The 16,050-nt window shown below is 74.1% G+C and carries 15 protein-coding genes; 2 read left to right on the forward strand and 13 right to left on the reverse strand.

Annotated elements, in window-relative coordinates:
* Positions 1–358: 358 nt before the first annotated feature.
* The 9 genes from ACH4KB_RS32715 to ACH4KB_RS32755 all read right to left on the reverse strand — a co-directional run bounded on the left by ACH4KB_RS32715 (position 359) and on the right by ACH4KB_RS32755 (position 10,759).
* On the reverse strand, positions 359–1,582 hold the full coding sequence (locus tag ACH4KB_RS32715; protein WP_398069841.1) for a beta-ketoacyl-[acyl-carrier-protein] synthase family protein: 1,224 nt from the start codon (positions 1,580–1,582) through the stop codon (positions 359–361).
* Positions 1,579–1,854, reverse strand: coding sequence for an acyl carrier protein (locus tag ACH4KB_RS32720; protein WP_398069843.1), 276 nt, complete (start codon positions 1,852–1,854; stop codon positions 1,579–1,581). Before ACH4KB_RS32720 ends, ACH4KB_RS32715 begins: the two co-directional genes overlap by 4 nt.
* Positions 1,855–1,959: 105 nt before the next feature.
* On the reverse strand, positions 1,960–3,969 hold the full coding sequence (locus ACH4KB_RS32725; RefSeq protein WP_398069969.1) for an acyl-CoA dehydrogenase: 2,010 nt from the start codon (positions 3,967–3,969) through the stop codon (positions 1,960–1,962).
* Positions 3,970–4,042: 73 nt separating this feature from the next.
* Positions 4,043–5,299 (reverse strand): beta-ketoacyl-[acyl-carrier-protein] synthase family protein, encoded by a 1,257-nt coding sequence (locus ACH4KB_RS32730; protein ID WP_398069845.1) that lies wholly within the window; start codon positions 5,297–5,299, stop codon positions 4,043–4,045.
* Entirely contained in the window at positions 5,283–6,383 is a 1,101-nt protein-coding gene (locus ACH4KB_RS32735) for a beta-ketoacyl-ACP synthase 3 (protein ID WP_398069971.1), read from the reverse strand. The genes ACH4KB_RS32730 and ACH4KB_RS32735 overlap by 17 nt, the downstream gene beginning before the upstream one ends.
* A 115-nt stretch (positions 6,384–6,498) precedes the next feature.
* Entirely contained in the window at positions 6,499–7,431 is a 933-nt protein-coding gene (locus ACH4KB_RS32740) for a carbohydrate kinase (RefSeq protein WP_398069847.1), read from the reverse strand.
* Positions 7,415–8,884, reverse strand: a complete 1,470-nt coding sequence (locus ACH4KB_RS32745) for an MFS transporter (protein ID WP_398069848.1) — start codon at positions 8,882–8,884, stop codon at positions 7,415–7,417. The genes ACH4KB_RS32740 and ACH4KB_RS32745 overlap by 17 nt, the downstream gene beginning before the upstream one ends.
* On the reverse strand, positions 8,881–9,558 hold the full coding sequence (locus tag ACH4KB_RS32750) for a helix-turn-helix domain-containing protein (RefSeq protein ID WP_398069850.1): 678 nt from the start codon (positions 9,556–9,558) through the stop codon (positions 8,881–8,883). The genes ACH4KB_RS32745 and ACH4KB_RS32750 overlap by 4 nt, the downstream gene beginning before the upstream one ends.
* Before the next feature lie 328 nt (positions 9,559–9,886).
* Positions 9,887–10,759 carry an ABC transporter substrate-binding protein gene (locus tag ACH4KB_RS32755; protein ID WP_398069852.1) on the reverse strand — a complete coding sequence of 291 codons (873 nt, stop codon included), beginning with the start codon at positions 10,757–10,759 and terminating at the stop codon, positions 9,887–9,889.
* Positions 10,760–10,985: 226 nt separating this feature from the next.
* On the opposite strand from ACH4KB_RS32755, the gene ACH4KB_RS32760 reads away from it, so the two are divergent.
* Positions 10,986–11,834, forward strand: a complete 849-nt coding sequence (locus ACH4KB_RS32760) for a M12 family metallo-peptidase (protein ID WP_398069853.1) — start codon at positions 10,986–10,988, stop codon at positions 11,832–11,834.
* Between the two features lie 69 nt (positions 11,835–11,903).
* On the opposite strand, the gene ACH4KB_RS32765 is transcribed toward ACH4KB_RS32760, so the two are convergent.
* Positions 11,904–12,509 carry a TetR-like C-terminal domain-containing protein gene (locus ACH4KB_RS32765; protein WP_398069855.1) on the reverse strand — a complete coding sequence of 202 codons (606 nt, stop codon included), beginning with the start codon at positions 12,507–12,509 and terminating at the stop codon, positions 11,904–11,906.
* A gap of 106 nt (positions 12,510–12,615) precedes the next feature.
* Between ACH4KB_RS32765 and ACH4KB_RS32770 the strand changes: the two genes are divergently transcribed.
* On the forward strand, positions 12,616–13,626 hold the full coding sequence (locus tag ACH4KB_RS32770; RefSeq protein ID WP_398069857.1) for a zinc-binding dehydrogenase: 1,011 nt from the start codon (positions 12,616–12,618) through the stop codon (positions 13,624–13,626).
* Here ACH4KB_RS32770 and ACH4KB_RS32775 read toward each other — a convergent pair.
* The 3 genes from ACH4KB_RS32775 to ACH4KB_RS32785 all read right to left on the reverse strand — a co-directional run bounded on the left by ACH4KB_RS32775 (position 13,604) and on the right by ACH4KB_RS32785 (position 16,047).
* Positions 13,604–14,533: a YihY/virulence factor BrkB family protein gene (locus ACH4KB_RS32775; RefSeq protein WP_398069859.1), complete on the reverse strand. Its 930-nt coding sequence runs from the start codon at positions 14,531–14,533 to the stop codon at positions 13,604–13,606. The genes ACH4KB_RS32770 and ACH4KB_RS32775 overlap by 23 nt on opposite strands.
* Positions 14,534–14,677: 144 nt before the next feature.
* On the reverse strand, positions 14,678–14,995 hold the full coding sequence (locus ACH4KB_RS32780; protein ID WP_398069861.1) for a cupin: 318 nt from the start codon (positions 14,993–14,995) through the stop codon (positions 14,678–14,680).
* Positions 14,996–15,039: 44 nt separating this feature from the next.
* The gene (locus ACH4KB_RS32785) at positions 15,040–16,047 is read right to left on the reverse strand and encodes a LacI family DNA-binding transcriptional regulator (protein WP_398069863.1); all 1,008 of its coding nucleotides are present in this window, start codon (positions 16,045–16,047) and stop codon (positions 15,040–15,042) included.
* Between the last annotated feature and the right edge of the window lie 3 nt (positions 16,048–16,050).

Here is a 16,050-nt window from a genome sequence, read left to right on the forward strand (position 1 = left end):
GGGGGTGGCGGGCCGGGGCCCCCCCCGCCCCGCCCCCCCCCCGCCGGGCCCCCCCCCCCCCCCCCCCGGCCCGGGGCGGGGGGGGGCCCGGGGGCCGGGGCCCCCCCCGGCGGGCTGTCCGGCGCCGTCCGCGCACAGCGGCGCGGCAGGAGCCCCGCCGAGGGGCCCGTCGAGCCCGGCGGCAGGCTGTCACGCGTCTTCGGGCAGGTCGGAGGCGGTGCGGCGGGCGGGTGTGCGCGGGGCCGGTGCGGCGCGGGATCGACCCGCCGCACCGGCCCGGTGAAGTCCGCCCTGGGGTCGATCAGCCCCGAGGTCGATCAGTCCCGGGCTTACGGAACCCGCGGGTCGCGGAGCTGGGTTACGGAGCCTGGAGGGCGATCACCGCGTTCTGCCCGCCGAAGCCGAAGGAGTGGCTGACGGCCCGCCGTACGGGCACCTCGCGCGGAGCCTTGGTGACGCAGTCGATGTCGAACCCGGGCTCGGGGGCGTCCAGGTTCGCGATCGGGGGAACCACTCCGTGCTGGAGCGTGAGGATCGTCAGGCCCGCTTCGATGGCGCCGGCCGCCCCCATGCAGTGGCCCAGCACGCCCTTGGGGGCGGTGACGGGCGGCCGGTGCGGATAGGACCGGCGGATGAGGGCGGCCTCGGTGGCGTCGTTGAGGGGGGTCGACGTCCCGTGCGCGTTGACGTGGTCGACGTCCTCGGCGTGCCAGCCCGCGTCGCGCAGCGCGGCGTCGACCGCCGCCCCCGCGACCTCCCCGGAGGGGTGGGGGCTGGTGGGGTGATGGGCGTCGGTGGTGGCGCCCGCGCCCGCGATCAGCGCCCGGGGAACGGCTCCTCTCGCACGGGCGTCCGCCGCCCGCTCCAGGACCATGATGGCCGCGCCCTCGCCCATGACGATGCCGGCCCGGTCCGCCGCGAAGGGCCGGCAGAGACGGGCGGGGTCGCCGTCCCGCAGCGCTGCCGCGCCGGAGCGGGCGAAGCCCGTCATGGCGACCGGGAACACGATCGACTCGGTGGCCCCGGCGATGGCGATGTCGCACTGGCCCAGCGTCAGCATGTCCCGGGCCACCGACAGCGCGGTCACCCCGGACGAACAGGCCGTGCACGGGGCCAGGCTGGGGCCGGTCGCCCTCATCCGGATGGCGATCTCGGCCGCGGGCATGCTCGGGATGGTCAGCAGGATGCCCGAGGGTGAGGTGGCCCCGGGGCCCCGCCGCTCCAGGGCCACAGCCTGCTCGGTGAGTCCGGCGGATCCTCCGCTGCTCGTGCCGACGACGACGGCGACCCGGGCGCCGTCCCAGCGCTCGGGGTCGAGCCCGGCGTCGGCGACCGCCTCCCGGGCGGCCAGGAGGGCGAACTTGACGTACCGGCCCATCCGGAACGCGGTCCGGCCGCCGACCGCGTCGTCGAGGTCGATGCCGGTGACCGTACAGGCGAAGTCGACTTCGCAGCCCAGCAGTTCGGGGACGGTGCGGGCGGGCGACACGCCTGCGCGGACTCCGTCCCAGGTGGTGTCGGTGGTGTGGCCGACCGGGGTGATCATCCCCAGCCCGGTGACGGCGATGGCGGGTCGCTTCATCGGGTGTTGCTCACCGGCACCGTGGTTTCGGCCGCCGCGCTGCCGACGGCCGCGTCGATGTACGCGGAGATGTCGGCCAGCGTGGCGTCCTTGTACAGCTTCTCCGAGTCCGCGTCGACGCCCAGGGTCTCCTTGATGACGACGGCGAACTCGGCGACCGCGAGGGAGTCCATCTCCAGGCTGTCCATCGTGGACTCCGGCAGGATCTCGGCGGCGGGCACCTTGAACGTCGCGGTCAGCACCTCGGTGATCTTGGGGTGGATGGTCTTCATGGTGGTTCCTCTCATCGGCGTCTCATCGGCTTGGCTTCGTCCCGCGCGGCGGGTGCGTGAACACGACGGCCCGCCGCCCGATGTAACGGGATGACGATCTTCCGGTTACGCCTTCGGGCGAACCGATTCGTCTACGCTCACCTGCGACTTCTCGAACCATCGGGAGAGCATGGAGGCGGTTCCCCAGTACGCCAGCAGGACCCCGCGAGTGCCGAGCGCCGCCACCTTCTCGCGCAGCGGGCGCCGCCTGCTGCCGCAGACGGGCCGCCGGAACTCCGCCGCGCGGCCCCGGATTCCCGCCCTGCGACCCCGGTGCCAGGGCCCCTCGGGGTCGTCGTACACATCCGCGTAGCCGGGTCCGGCGATCGGCCAGTCCGACATCAGCCGCTCGGGGAGCGCGAAGGACTCCACCAGGGCGGGCGTGTGTTCGGCCACGACGGCGACCGCGTCCTCCACCGCGTCGGGCAGCGAAGTGACCTGATCGGCGGTCAGCCGTCCGGACGCGAGCAGGGCGCCGCTGTTGCGGGCGATCCACCGGAGCGCGAAGAGCCTGCGCAGCTCGGACAGCCGTTCGCGCGCCGCGCCCTCGGGCAGGGAGGCGACGGCCTCGGCGTACGCTTCGTCCGCCTGCCGGTAGGCGTGGGCCTCGACGCCGCGCAGCGCGGCCGACGAGGCGGCGTTCCAGCGGCCGAGCGGGTCGCCGGGCGGGGCGGCGGCCATCCGCTCGCGGGCGCGGGCGAACCAGAGGTCCTCCAGCGCCGCGAACAGCCTGCCGAGGAAGGCGGGGTCGTCCGTATCACCGGGGCCGCCCGGGGCCGGTTCCGGGGCGGTGGCACCGAACAGCATCTCGGCGGCGGCCTTGGCGTGCACGGCGAGGTTGTCGCCCTCGGCGGTGATCACGCCCTCGATGCCGGTGAGCAGCTCGGTCATGCCGTTGTTCTCCAGGAGTCCCTGGGCACCGCACCGTTCGCGGCACTCGACGATGACGGCGCGTGCCTGCCAGGTGATCCATCCCTTGGCGACGGCCACCAGGCGCTCCGCCTCGTCCCGGTCGGTTTCCGGCGCCGACTCCCAGCGGTCCAGGGCCCTACGGTGGAGCAGGCTCATCGCGTAGACGGTCGCCATCGCTCCGGCCAGCGGCCCGTGATGGGTGCGGTGCGCGTACACCGGGATCCGCCGCGCGGCGCGGGGTCCGGAGATCATCCGGTGGCCGGCGTACCGGACGGCGATGGCCAGGGTGACCCGGGCGGCGCCGACCGCGCAGGCGCTCATGGAGAGCTTTCCGGGGGTGACCCGGCCGATGGAGACGAGGAACCGCCTTCTGCGGTTGGGGACTTCGCTGCGGAAGTGCCCGTCGTCGTCGATCCGTCCCTGCTGTCCGGCGAGCAGCGCGTCGCGCGCCACGAAACGGCGGTCGAAAGAGGTCAGGCAGTGGTCGACCGGGGAACCCATCCGGGCGGGCAGCCGCCGCACCCGGACACCGGGGAGGGTGCGATGGGCGTCGGTGAGCGGGACGAGGAAGAGGAAGACCCCGTGGTCGGCGCCGTCGACGAGCAGCCGGGCCGCGACCACACCGGACTTGGGTCCTCCGGCGGGGCTGGTGTTGGGCATGAACTTCTGCGCCCCGGCGTGCGGGGTGTGCAGCACGAAGCCGTCGCGTTCCCGGTCGTACGTCGCGGTCGTCTCGATGGCCGCCGCGTCGTTGCCGTGCGTCACCTCCGTACAGAGGAAGGTGCCCACGCGGCGCAGGGCGAGGAAGTCCGACAAGTCGCGGAGTGTTCCCGCGTCGTGGTCGAGGAGGCTGCCGAGGAAGAGGTTGTAGTGGACGCCCGCCACGGTGGTCAGCGCCGGGTCGACGGGGCCGAGCCACTCGTGCAGGGCGGCCAGCGCCCGGGGGTCGGCGGCCAGTCTCGCGCCGCTGTCGAGGGCGTTGTTGAGGATCCGCAGCCGGTGGTAGGAGAGAGCGAGTCGTTCGTCGGGGGTGCCTCCACCAGGACGGCGAAACGGCTCCGTTGTGAGCAGTCGGCGCCAGAACCCGTGCTCCTGACGGAAGTTCGGTCCGAAAAGCACCGCGGTGAGCAGGTCGTTCGTGGACGGCGAGGCCGCGTCGTTCATGATTACGGTCACAACAAAGTAACGATCACGGAACGGCGAGGACACCCCCGCCGTCCCGAAATGCCCCTATGGATCACGCGCGTTGGAACGCGAGGGCGACATTGTGGCCGCCGAAGCCGAAGGAGTGGCTCACGGCCGTCTCGACCCGCTGCTGACGGGGCTCCTTCGTCACGCAGTCGAGCGGGAATGCGTCGGGGAGCGCGTCGAGGTTGGCGATCGGCGGGATGGCGGCATGTTCCAGCGTCAGGACGGTGGCCACCGCCTCGATCGCGCCCGCCGCCGCCAGGGTGTGCCCGACGACCCCCTTGGGCGCGGTCACCGACGGGCGGTGCGGGAAGAGCCGGGAGATGAGAGTGGTCTCCATGGCGTCGTTGAGGGGTGTGGAGGTGCCGTGGGCGTTGATGTGGTCGACGTCGGACGGGGCCCAGCCGGCCTGGTCCAGCGCCGCCTGGACCGCCCGCTGGGCGCCGTACCCGTCGGGGGCCGGGGCGGTGGGGTGGTGGGCGTCCGTGCTGGACCCGGCCCCGGTGAGCAGGGCACGCGGGCGGCCACCCCGGGCGCGGGCTCCCGTCTCGCGCTCCAGGACGAGCATGGCGGCGCCCTCGCCGATGACGAAGCCGTCCCGGTCGGCTGCGAACGGGCGGGACGCGCCGGCCGGGTCGTCGGTGCGGGTGGAGAGCGCGCCCATCCGGGCGAAGGCGGTGACCACCAGCGGGGTCAGCACCGACTCCGCGCCGCCCGCCACCACCACGTCGCAGCTGCCGCCGAGCAGCAGGTCTCGGGCGACGGCGAGGGCGGTGGCCCCGGAGGCGCAGGCGGTGGCGGGGGCGAGGCTGGGGCCGCCCGCCTTCAGCGCGATGGCGACCTCGCCCGCCGCCGCGTTGGGGATCATCATCGGTACGAGCAGCGGGGAGACCGCCTCCGGGCCCGAGGCCGCCAGCTTGGCCGCGTTGTCCACCAGGACGGAGACACCGCCGACGCCGACGCCGAGGACCACCCCGACCCGGCTGCCGTCCCACCGTGCCGGGTCGAGGCCGGCGTCGGCGACGGCCTGCCGGGCGGCCACCAGTGCCAGCTTCACGAACCGGGCCATCCGCCACACCGACCGGCCGCCCACTGCCGCGTCCAGGTCGATGCCGTCGACCGGGCAGGCGAAGTCGACCGGCAGACCGGCCAGTTCCTCGCACCGCCGGGCGGTGGAGTGCCCGGAGCACAGCCTCTTCCAGAAGCTGTGCTCGTCCGCCCCTGCGGGTGTCACCAGGCCGACTCCCGTCACCGCGATGGCGGTGCCGGCTCCGGCCTCGGTGCCCTGATCAGCGGGGAGCGACATGCTGTGTTCCTTCCGTAGAATCCGTGGAAATGGTCCCCGGGGTCCCCGGCCAGCGGAGTGCCGCCGAACCCCAGGTCAGTCCGCCCCCGAAGGCGGTGAGCAGCACCCGGTCGCCGGAGCGGAGGCGGCCTCGGCCCGCCGCGTCGGCCAGGGCCAGCGGGATGGAGGCGGCGCCCGTGTTGCCGACCCGCTCCACATGGGTGACGCAGCGCTGCGGCGCGATGCCGACCCGCTCCGCGACGGCGTGCAGGATCCGGGCGTTGGCCTGGTGCGGCACGAAGCGGTCGACCTCGGCCGGGTCCCAGCCGACCCGGTCCAGGAGCGTCCGGCAGGAGCCGGTCATCCGCTCGACGGCGTGCTGGTAGACGGTGCCGCCCTGCATGCGGAAGAACCCGTCGTCCGGGGCCGGCGGCTTCCCGCTCGCCCGTGCGCGGGCCCCGCCGCCGGGGACGGTGATCAGGTCGTAGCCCGTGCCGTCGCTGCCCAGGTCGAACGCGAGCAGTTCCCCGGGGTCGCCCAGGCGCCCGGCCGCCACCAGGGCGGCGCCCGCCCCGTCGCCGAAGACGACGCCCGCCGAGCGGTCGGCCGGGTCGAGCCAGGTCGAGTAGACGTCGGCGCCGACCAGCAGGATGCGCCTGTAGAGGCCCGAGGCGACCAGCCCGTGGCAGACGGCGAGCCCGTAGACGAAGCCGCTGCACACGGCAGCGATGTCCAGCGCCGGTACGGTGCCGAGCCCCAGCCGGGCCGCCAGCGCGGGGGCCGTGCCCGGACAGAGGTGGTCGGGGGTGGCGGTGGCGAGGACCACCGCGTCCACCTCGGCCGCCGCCGGGGCACGGGCCAGCAGCCGGGAGGCCGCCTCGTAGGCGAGGTCCCCGGTGGCGACGCCCGGTCCGGCGCGGTGCCGGCTGCCGATGCCGGTGCGGCGGCGGACCCAGGCGTCGTCGACGTCCCAGTCCGCGGGGAGCAGGTCGTTGCCGACCGGCTCGCCCGGCACCCATCCCGCCACGCTCTCCAGCACCGCCGTGCGCGCCCCGGCCCCTAAGACAGCCGCCTGCTTCCCCGGCTCCGTACCGCTGTCGGCCACCCGTCGCCTCGCCACCCGTCGCCCCGATCCCGTTGTCGTACTGCATCCGGTTGACGAACGGCGGAACGTCTCACGAGGATGCGTTCGACTGCGCCGAACGGGTCATGACGCGGCGTCAGCTGTTGGCGAGCGCCTCCTGGAGCTCGTCCGCGCCGGGCGGGTTGGCCCCGGCCCGGGAGACGGTCACGGCGGCGGAGGCGACCGCGTGGCGCAGGACGTCGGTGACGGTGCCCCGGTCCACGGCGTGCAGCCGGTCGCGGGCGCCGGGGCCGAGGAGGCCGTGCGCGGCGAGGGCGTGGAGCGTCCCCGACATGAACGCGTCGCCCGCGCCGACGGTGTCGACGACGTCGACCGGCCGTGCTTCGGCGTCGGCCCGGCCGCCGGCGAACAGGGCGGACGCGCCCGCCCCGCCCCGGGTGACGAGGACGAGGGCGGGGCCGGCGGCGATCCACCGCTCGGCCACCTGCTCCGGCCGCTCCGCCGTGTACAGCCACCGCAGGTCCTCGTCGCTGGCCTTCACCACGTCGCTCAGCGCGACGCAGCGCTCGACGCGGGCCACCGCCCGGGCGCGCTCGCCCATCAACTCGGGCCGCACGTTGGGGTCGTAGCTGACGGTGGCGCCGGCCCGCAGCGACTCCACGGCGGCCAGGACCGTCGCGGCCCCGGGCTCGGCGACGGCCGCGATCGAACCGGTGTGCACATGCCCCGGCATCCGGTCGAGCACCACCGGACCCAGGGTCCAGCCCACCTCGAAGGCGTACGTGGCGTGCCCGTGGTCGTCGAGGGTGACGGCCGCCGACGGGGTGGGGCCGATCGCGCCGTCGGTACGGACCTCGACCCCGGCGGCGGCCAGATGGTCCCGGATGAGCCGCCCGTGGGCGTCCGGCCCCAACTGGGTGAGGAGGGTGGTGTCGTGGCCGAGCCGGGCCAGGCCGTACGCGACGTTCGCGGGGCTGCCGCCCGGGTGGACCCGGTCGGGCTTTTCCGGCAGCCGGACGATGTCGGCGACGCATTCGCCGATGACCAGCGGATCAAAGCGGTCGGGCATGGGGGCGGGTCTCCTGGGTTTCCGTGTCGGGGAGTTGTCCGGCGGTTCCGCCGCTCGCCGGAGCGGTGGACGGCGTCGAAGGGGTCGTGTTCTCCGGGGGAAGCTCGCCATGGCCGCGCTGGTCCGACCGGAGGAGCGGCTTCGCGGGGGCGGCCCGGCGGAGCCAGAGGAGGGCTCCGGCCAGCACGGCCGTGGCGGCCAGCAGCCAGGGCAACGGGCCCGGCGGCAGGGTGCCGGCGGCCAGTCCGGCGCCGGCGGCGACCAGTTGCAGGGAGAGCGACTGGACGGAGAGGGCGGTGGCCCGGCCCGAGGCGTCGACCCGGCGGTGCAGCAGGTCGTTCTCATTGGGGCCCGCGGCTCCGAGACCCAGATAGACCAGCCCGTAGCCGGTGACGGCAGTCGCCGTGGCGAGGGGGCTCATCGAGTGCGCGGTGAGGCCGAGCAGGGTCAGCCCGAACGTCACCAGCCCGAGGCTCACGAGCACCGCGCGCTCACTACTGCCCGCGAACCGGGCGACGAGCGGAGCGAGTTGGCTGCCCAGGGCGGAGCAGAGGAATCCGGCGCAGGCGAGCCCAGCGAAGACCAGGGCTCCGGATTCGGCCGTCCCCATAAGCGCGGCGGCCCGGCCCGGGGTGAGCAGTTCCATGGCCGCGAGCGCGGCGCCCGCGGCGCTCGCGGTCAGCAGGATGCGCCGGATCAGGGCGTCCCGGGCGCCGAGCCGGAGCCCGGCCGCGATGGCGGCGGGCACCCCGCCCACGACCCCTCGCACACCCGCCCGGGGCCGGGTCGGTTCGGTCAGGGCGCTCAGCACGTAGAGCACGAAGACGACTTCGACCAGCGCGCCGAGCAGGGCGGGCACGGAGAGCGGGATCACGAGCCCGCCGGTCGCGTCGGCCAACCACTCCGCCAGGCCGGGGACGAGGCCGAGCAGCCAGGGCAGCCCGCCGCCGAGCAGGGTGCCGAGCGCGAGGGCGGCCGAGGTGGCGGAGCCGCCGCGCGCCAGCCCCGTACGCAGATCGGCGTCGGGTCCCGCGTGGGCGTGGACGGTGTCGACGTACCAGGCCTCGGCGGGTCCGCTGGACAGGGCGCGGGCCAGGCCCATCAACCCCATGCCGAGAGCGATGGCCCAGCCCGCCGCGCCGAGGCCGACAAGGGTGAAGGCGGCCAGGTTGAGGAGCCCGGCGATGGCCAGGACGGGGCGCCGCCCGATGACGTCGGAGAGGCCGCCGGTGGGCAGTTCCATCGCGGCGGCCGTGAGGGAGTGCACGGCGTAGAAGCCGGCGATGGCCGCGAGGCCCATGCCCCGTTCGGTGAAGAGGAGCACCCCTGTCGCGATGGACATGCCGATGGGGAACCAGAAGAGGAAGGAGACCGTGGCGAACCGACGGCGCGCGGTCGCCTCGTCCGGGCCGCGCCCCGGGGCGGGGGCGGCGACGACCGGCCCGCCGCTCATGAGGCGTCACCGGCAGCGGGTGCGTCCGAGGCTCCGGAGTCCGGGGCATCAGGTCCGGCGGGGGCGTCCGCGTGTTCCTGACCAGCCACCGGGTCCGGGGCGAGCGGCAGCCCAGCGGTGAACAGGACGACCTGCTCGGCGCGGGGGTTCCCGGCGTCGCGGGCAGTCAGTTCGTCCGTCTTCGCCTGGACCGCCTCCCACAACTCGGCGAGCGACTCGGGGGTCAGCCGGGATATCCGGTCGTCGAGGGTCGACGGCTCCTGCCATTCCCGTCCCAGCCTGCCGCTCTCCAGGTCCGCCTCGTGACGGTCCAGCGACTGCTGCAGGTGCTCGACCTGCCGACGGCGCAGAACACTGAGGATCGTGCTGCCGCCGGGGCTGCGGTACATCGCCTCGTTGCTCACCGAGGTGATCTCGTGCACGGACTTCCAGCGCCGCTCCCGGCTGTCGCGGTGCTCGGCCTCGGTGACGAACGCGTACTTGGCGAGCACCCGCAGGTGGTAGCTGGTGGAGGCCGAGGACTCCCCCGTCCTGGCCGCGAGCTCGCTGGCGGTGGCCGGGCCGTGCTGACGCAGCAGTCCGAGCAGGGTGAGGCGCAGGGGGTGGGTGAGGGCCTTCAGGGCGGCCCCGTCCTGCGCCGGATCGAGTACGCGAGCACCGTCTTCGCTGTCCATGACCTCAGCGTAGAACGGAAGAGACACTTTCCCAAAGTATTTTTGCAGAATTTTTTTTGGAAACTCGGCGGACCTCGGAGCGCCACCCGTTGGTCGGCGGCCTGGACCTGGACCCGCAGGTCCTCCCGCAGGAACGAGGGCTTGGCGGCCGCGGACGCGAAGCTCTCCAGCTCGGCCGGCCTCTCGCCGGTGACGCGGAACAGGCCGTACTGACCGGTCGGGCCGCCGACGGCCTTGCCCCCGCCCCGTAACCACGCCCCGTAACCACGCCCTGTATCCGCACCCTGTATCCGCACCCGCATCCGCCGCCCGGTGGCAGCGCTCCGGCTCAGCCGGCCCGCGCCGCCTCCAGGGCGTCCGCGACCAGGCCCAGGAACCGGGCGTGGTCGCGGGGCCCGTAGAGGGGCTCGGGGTTCCACGGGACGACGGGCGTCGACACGCCCTCACTCCCCCGCAGCTCCTCCAGCGGGGCCGCGTGGGCGCGGATGTCCGTCAGGATCACCTCGGGACGCAGCGCGAAGGTGTCGGAGCGGCTCTGCGTGGACCAGTTGGCCCCCGGACCCTCGGCCGGCTCCACGACCTGGACGCCCAGTTCGGTGAGCACGCGCAGCTCGGGCCACATCCTGGGGCGCGCGACATGCGCCTGGTCCGGACCGGCCGGGGAGAGGGCGAGCACCCGCGGCGCTTTCGCGGATGTGACGGCGACCACGGAGCGCAGCCGCTCCCGGGCGGCGTCCAGGTCCCGGTCGGCGTCCGGCCGGGGCGTGGCGCCGAGCGAGCGGGCCAGTTCGGCGAACCGCCCGCCGATCTCATCGAACGTACGGGCCTGGCTGACGTCGAGGACGACCACCGGAACCCTCTCCTCCAGGGGCTTGGCCGTCTCGGGGGTCAGCCCGTAGACATGGCCGCCGCCGTAGCTGACGGCCACCACGAGGTCCGGTCCGGTGCTCAGCAGCCGTTCGACGTCCAGGGTCGCTCCCGCACCGACGTACGCGACCTCGCCCACCGGCAGGGTCCCGGTCTTCGCCGTGTCGGGGTCAGGTCCGTCGTGGTCGGAGCCGAAGATCCCCACCGGCCGGATTCCGAGGTCCCACAGGGTGGCGCCGGCCTGGACGTAGGCCAGCACCCGCCCGGGCGGCCGGGGTGCCGTCGACCGCTGACCCCGGTCGTCGGAGAACCGCCATTCGCTCTGCTCCGTCACGTCACACACGCTCCTCTGCCGCCGACTGCCGTTCCATTCGTACGAGTTCGCACGCATGTACCTGCCCACCCCCTCGCTGCCACACCCCTCCAGCCAGGGAACAAACGGCCGTCAACCGGTTTCGGGCACGACGGGCGACCGTCGTCACGGAGTGTTAGAAAGGAGAGACCCTCAGTCATCGGGCGGCGCCCCCGGCCGACCCCCTTCCGGACGGAGTCAACTCCCCATGCGCGCGACCCTTTTGAAGGCAGCCCTGGCCGTCGGCGTCGGCGCATCGCTCTGTGCGGCCTCGGCGGACGCCCCGGCCACGACCGTGGCCGCGACACGTCCGGCGGCCGGAGCGGCGAGGGCTGCGGCGTGTCCCGTGGTCGACGTGCTGGCCGTCTTCACTCCCAAGGCGGCGAAACGGGCCGGCGGCGAACATCGGGTTGCCTCGTCGGCTCAGGAGATCGCGACGCGGATGAACCGGTCCCTGGCGGCGGGCGGGCTGTGCGGAGTCATCCGGGTCGTCCACCCCTACAGGGCGAAGGGTTACGAGGGCCCGGAGGAGTTCCGCGCCGCGCACGCCATCCTCAAGGACCACTCGGTGGGGCTCGGACGCCAGGTGCACGAGCAGCGGGCGCGGTACGGCGCCGATCTGGTCACGCTCGTCGTGGACCGGGAGGAGCGGGGTGGCGGCACGGCGGACTACACGCCCGTGCTCGACGGCTCCACGGACGAGTACGCCTACGCGGTCGTCGAGGTCGACGGCATCCGCCTGGATTCGGCGAGCCACGAGATCGGCCACAATCTGGGCCTCGCCCACGACCGCACGACACTGGCGGGCAACACGGACGGTTCGATGAGCGTGAGCCACAACCGTCCGTACAACACCGGCTGGATCACCGAGGACGGCAATCACTACACGATCATGGCGTACCGCTCCGCGTGCGGGGACCACTGCCGGCGGATCAGCCGGTTCTCCAGCGCGACGGAGACATGGAAGGGCCACCGACTGGGTGACGCGGTCAACGACGGCGTACGGGTGCTGCGCGAGACGATGCCGATCGTCGCCGGATACCGCGACAAGCGCTGACCCGGCAGCCTCGAGGCGTCACGGCGCCACCCGGGCGCGGGGCCGGGTCCGCAACGCCTCACGGGGGCGTCAGCCGGGGGCGGCGGGCCCCTCGCGGGGGCGCGCCCCGTCGAGCGTCAGGTCCACGATCCGGCGCGCGAGCCCCCTGTCCAGCGGCGCCCCGGTGAGCAGGACCCGGGCGAACAACGGTCCCGCCAGGGTCTCCGCCACCAGCCGGGCGTCGGTGTCCGGGGCCAGTTCGCCGCGCTCGACACCGCGCCGCACGATGTCCTCGCCCCGCTCCAGCCGGGCGTCCCAGTACGGCAGGCGTTCCGCCTCGACGGACCCCGCGTCGGGGGAGGCGCCGAGGTGGAGCAGGGCCGCGCCCTGGGGCGAGGCGAGATAGTCCGAGACCGCCGACATCAGCTGGATCAGGTCCTGGCGCACGTCCCCCGTGTCGGGCTCGGGCAGCGCCTCGTCGGCGTGCGAGCCGAGGGCGTCCAGCAGCAGGCTCTCCCGGGTCTTCCACCGCCGGTACACGGAGGTCTCGTGTACCCCCGCCGCCCTGGCCACCGCGGCGACCGTGGTGCCGGTGAGTCCTTCCGACGCGAGCAGGTCGACGGTGGCCGCCAGGACGGCCTGCCGCATGCGTTCGCCTCGGCGGCGCAGGGGGGCGGGGCTCTTCTCGGTGGTCACCTCCGCACCGTATCGCAAGGCTACTTGCTTTACCGGCAGGCCGGGTCTACGTTGCAAAGCAAGGCGACTTGCGATAGGCCGCCGATCCGAACCGTAAGGACCCGTCATGGAACGCATGCGCGCAGCGCGTCTGCACCTGCCCAGCCGCACCCTCGCCGTGGAGGAGGTGGACAGGCCCGTGCCCGGTCCCGGCGAGGTGCTGGTGAAGGTCGAGGCGGCGGGGGTCTGCCTCTCCGACGTGCACCTCGTCGACGGCACGCTGAGCCCGCTGTACCTGGAGGGGGACACCGTCACCCTGGGCCACGAGGTGGCCGGGACCGTGGCGGAGCCGGGTCCGGACGTCACCGGCTGGCCGCCCGGCACGAGGGTGGTGCTCCAGGCGGGCGAGCAGCGCCGGGGCCGGACGCACACCCGTGGCGTCGACTACGACGGCGGCTGGGCGGAGTACGCCCTCGCCACCGCGTCGACCCTCGTCGCCCTGCCCGACGCCCTCCCCTTCGAGCAGGCCGCGATCATCCCGGACGCGGTCTCGACGCCCTGGGCGGCGGTGACCGCCACCGGCGACGTCCGGGCGGCGGAGGCCGTGGGCGTCTGGGGCGCGGGCGGGCTCGGCGCGCACGCCGTGCAGGTGCTGCGGGCGGTGGGCGCACATCCGGTCGTCGCGGTGGACCCCGCTCCGGCGGCCCGGCGGCGGGCCCTGGAGTTCGGGGCCGACCTGGCGCTGGACCCCGCCGATCCGCTGTTCCGCGAGAAGGTGCTCGGGGCGACGGGCGGCGTGGGCCTGGACGCGGCGTTCGACTTCGCCGGGGTCCCCGCGGCCCGCGAACAGGCGCTGACCACACTGGCCCCGAAGGGACGGCTGGTGCTGGTGGGGTTGACCGACCAGCCGCTGACCGTCGCCCGCCCCACCCTGTTCAGCTACCTCCAGCACCGCATCCTGGGCCACTACGGCTCGGAGGGACACCATGTGACGCAGCTCGTCCGGCTCACCGAGGGCGGCCGGCTGGACTTCTCCCGGTCGATCACCGACATCCTGCCCCTGGAGGACGCGGTGGCGGCCGTGCGTCGGGTGGAGACCAAGGAGGGCGACCCGGTCAGGATCGTTCTTCGGCCGTGACGGGCTCCCCGTCGTGGGCGCCGGCCTCCCGCTCCGGCTCGGGCCGCCGCAGCTCCACGTTGAACTGGGCGCCGGCCAGCAGCGAGAGGTTGGCGAACCAGACCCAGATGAGGAAGACGACGAGCCCGGCGAGCGACCCGTACAGCCTGCTGTAGCTGCCGACCTGGGTCGCGTAGAGAGCGAACAGCGCCGACGCGGTGAGCCAGCAGAACGCGGCGAGGATCCCACCGGGCAGGCCCCGGCGGACACCACGCGCGGAGCGGGGCCCGGTACTGAAGAGGACCATGATCAGACAGGCCACGAGAAAGACCAGCAGCGGCCATTTCAGCGCCGTCCACAGGGTCTCCCCCTCGTGCGGCAGGCCGATGCGGCGGCCCAGCCAGCGGGCCAACGGACCGGTCATGACGATGGCGAAGGCGCTGGTCATCAGCAGGAGGAGCAGGCCGATCGCGGAGACGACGATGACGTGCGCCTGCCGCAGGGGCGGGCGCGTGTCCCGGACGCCGTGCATGGCGTGCATCGCCCGGCGGAAGACCGCGAGGTAGCTGCACGCGGACCACACGGCGCTCACGGACCCGGTGGCGACGAGCAGCCAGACGGCGGAGCGCTGTTCGGTCGCCGCCTCCAACGGCCTGCGCAGCGCCTCGCCGGACTCGGCCGGCGCGAACGCGGTGATGTCGGCGATCAGGGCGCCGGTCGCGTCGGGGTTGGCCAGTCCGATCACGGAGACCGTGACCAGGAGCGCCGGGAGCAGGGCGAGGATGGCGTAGTACGTCAGGGCGGCGGCCCAGTCGGTGACGTCGTCGTTCCACAGCGAGACCGGTGTACGCCGCAGGGCAGCGCCCCAGCGGCGGGGCAGGACGGCGGGGGCGGTGCTTTCCGCGGCGGATGCGGTCTGGGTGGACAAGCTGGTACTCCGGGGACGTGGGCGGGCGCGGCGGGCGGCGTGACCTGTCCGTCTCCGGACGCGATGACTCCGCTCGATCCTCTCCTGCCACGTCGCGGCCGGAGCACACCCCTCCCCGGCCGGTACCGCGCGCCCCCGGCCGGATCAGTCGTTGACGGCCGTGAGCAGGACCACGGCGTCCTGGAGCGCCAGCAGTCCGTGCCGTTCCCGCGGGATCGGGTGCAGGGTCCCGGACGGCAGCTCGACGTCCCCGGAGGCGGCGGTGAGGCGGACGCTGCCGCGCAGGACGAGGAGCGAGGCCGCGGGCGGCGCGTTGTGCTCGTCGAGCGCCGTCCCCTCGGTGAGGGCGATCACCGTCTGCCGCAAGGGGGGCTGCTGGAGCAGCAGGTGGGCGCTGCGGCCGTGCGCGGAGGCGCGGGCCGCGGTCAGGTGTTCCTCGGCGAGTGCGTTGAGGTCGTCCATGTGCCCACTGTGCCGCAGCCGCGACGGCGCCGCGATCCGCGGGATCAGCGGGGCGCCTTCGCGGTGGAGCCCCGTACCACCAGCTCCGGCTCGAACAGCAGCTCGTCCGGGGGGACCGACCCGCCCTGGATACCCGCGCAGAGCAGTTCGACGGCGGCCCGGCCCATGGCCTCGATGGGCTGGCGGATCGTGGTGAGCGGGGGCTCGGTGCAGTTCATGAACGCCGAGTCGTCGTAGCCGACGACCGAGATCTCCGACGGCACCCGGAGGCCGCGTCTGCGGGCCGCCCGCACCGCGCCGAGAGCCAGGGGATCGCTGGCGCAGATGATGCCGGTGACTCCGCGCTCCAGCAGCCGGGAGGCCGCGGCCTGCCCGCCTTCCAGGGAGAACATCGCGCGCTCGACGTACTCCTCGGGCAACTGCCCGCCAGTGGCCGCCGCGACAGACCGGGCGGCTGCGAGCTTGCGGCGGGAGGGCACATGGTCGGAGGGGCCCATCACCACGCCGATGCGCTCGTGACCGAGGGAGGCCAGGTGGCGCCAGGCGCGCTCGATCGCGACGGCGTCGTCGCAGGAGACGCAGGGGAAGTCCAGTCCTTCTATGGGGGCGTTGATCAGCACGACGGGGATGCGGCGCTCCGCGAGCCGGTGGTAGTGCTCATGGGCCTCGTCGGCCTGTGCGAAGAGACCGCCGGCGAAGACCACCCCGGAGACCTGCTGCTGGAGCAGGAGGTCCACGTACTCCGCTTCGGAGACTCCGCCCTTGGTCTGGGTGCACAGCACGGGGGTGAGCCCCTGCTGGGCGAGGGAGCCGCCGATCACCTCGGCGAAGGCGGGGAAGATCGGGTTCTGCAGTTCGGGCAGGACGAGGCCGACGAGCCGGGCGCGCTCGCCCCGCAGTTGGGTGGGCCGCTCGTAGCCGAGGACGTCCAGGGCGGTCAGCACGGACTGCCGGGTGGTCCGGGAGACCCCGGGCTTGCCGTTGAGCACCCGGCTCACCGTGGCCTCGCTGACCCCAACCTTCTTGGCAACCTGAGCAAGTCGTCGTGTCATGCC

Origin of the sequence: Streptomyces sp. NPDC017520, from assembly GCF_044329855.1 — a bacterium.
Taxonomy (GTDB): Bacteria; Actinomycetota; Actinomycetes; order Streptomycetales; family Streptomycetaceae; genus Streptomyces.

Excerpts from the sequence above, each read along its gene's own strand:
- ACH4KB_RS32715 (WP_398069841.1), bottom strand. The coding sequence starts at position 1,582 with ATGAAGCGACCCGCCATCGCCGTCACCGGGCTGGGGATGATCACCCCG.
- ACH4KB_RS32785 (WP_398069863.1), bottom strand. The coding sequence starts at position 16,047 with ATGACACGACGACTTGCTCAGGTTGCCAAGAAGGTTGGGGTCAGCGAG.
- ACH4KB_RS32745 (WP_398069848.1), bottom strand. The coding sequence starts at position 8,884 with ATGAGCGGCGGGCCGGTCGTCGCCGCCCCCGCCCCGGGGCGCGGCCCG.
- ACH4KB_RS32740 (WP_398069847.1), bottom strand. The coding sequence starts at position 7,431 with ATGCCCGACCGCTTTGATCCGCTGGTCATCGGCGAATGCGTCGCCGAC.
- ACH4KB_RS32780 (WP_398069861.1), bottom strand. The coding sequence starts at position 14,995 with ATGGACGACCTCAACGCACTCGCCGAGGAACACCTGACCGCGGCCCGC.
- ACH4KB_RS32750 (WP_398069850.1), bottom strand. The coding sequence starts at position 9,558 with ATGGACAGCGAAGACGGTGCTCGCGTACTCGATCCGGCGCAGGACGGG.
- ACH4KB_RS32730 (WP_398069845.1), bottom strand. The coding sequence starts at position 5,299 with ATGTCGCTCCCCGCTGATCAGGGCACCGAGGCCGGAGCCGGCACCGCC.
- ACH4KB_RS32720 (WP_398069843.1), bottom strand. The coding sequence starts at position 1,854 with ATGAAGACCATCCACCCCAAGATCACCGAGGTGCTGACCGCGACGTTC.
- ACH4KB_RS32760 (WP_398069853.1), top strand. The coding sequence starts at position 10,986 with ATGCGCGCGACCCTTTTGAAGGCAGCCCTGGCCGTCGGCGTCGGCGCA.
- ACH4KB_RS32725 (WP_398069969.1), bottom strand. The coding sequence starts at position 3,969 with ATGAACGACGCGGCCTCGCCGTCCACGAACGACCTGCTCACCGCGGTG.
- ACH4KB_RS32770 (WP_398069857.1), top strand. The coding sequence starts at position 12,616 with ATGGAACGCATGCGCGCAGCGCGTCTGCACCTGCCCAGCCGCACCCTC.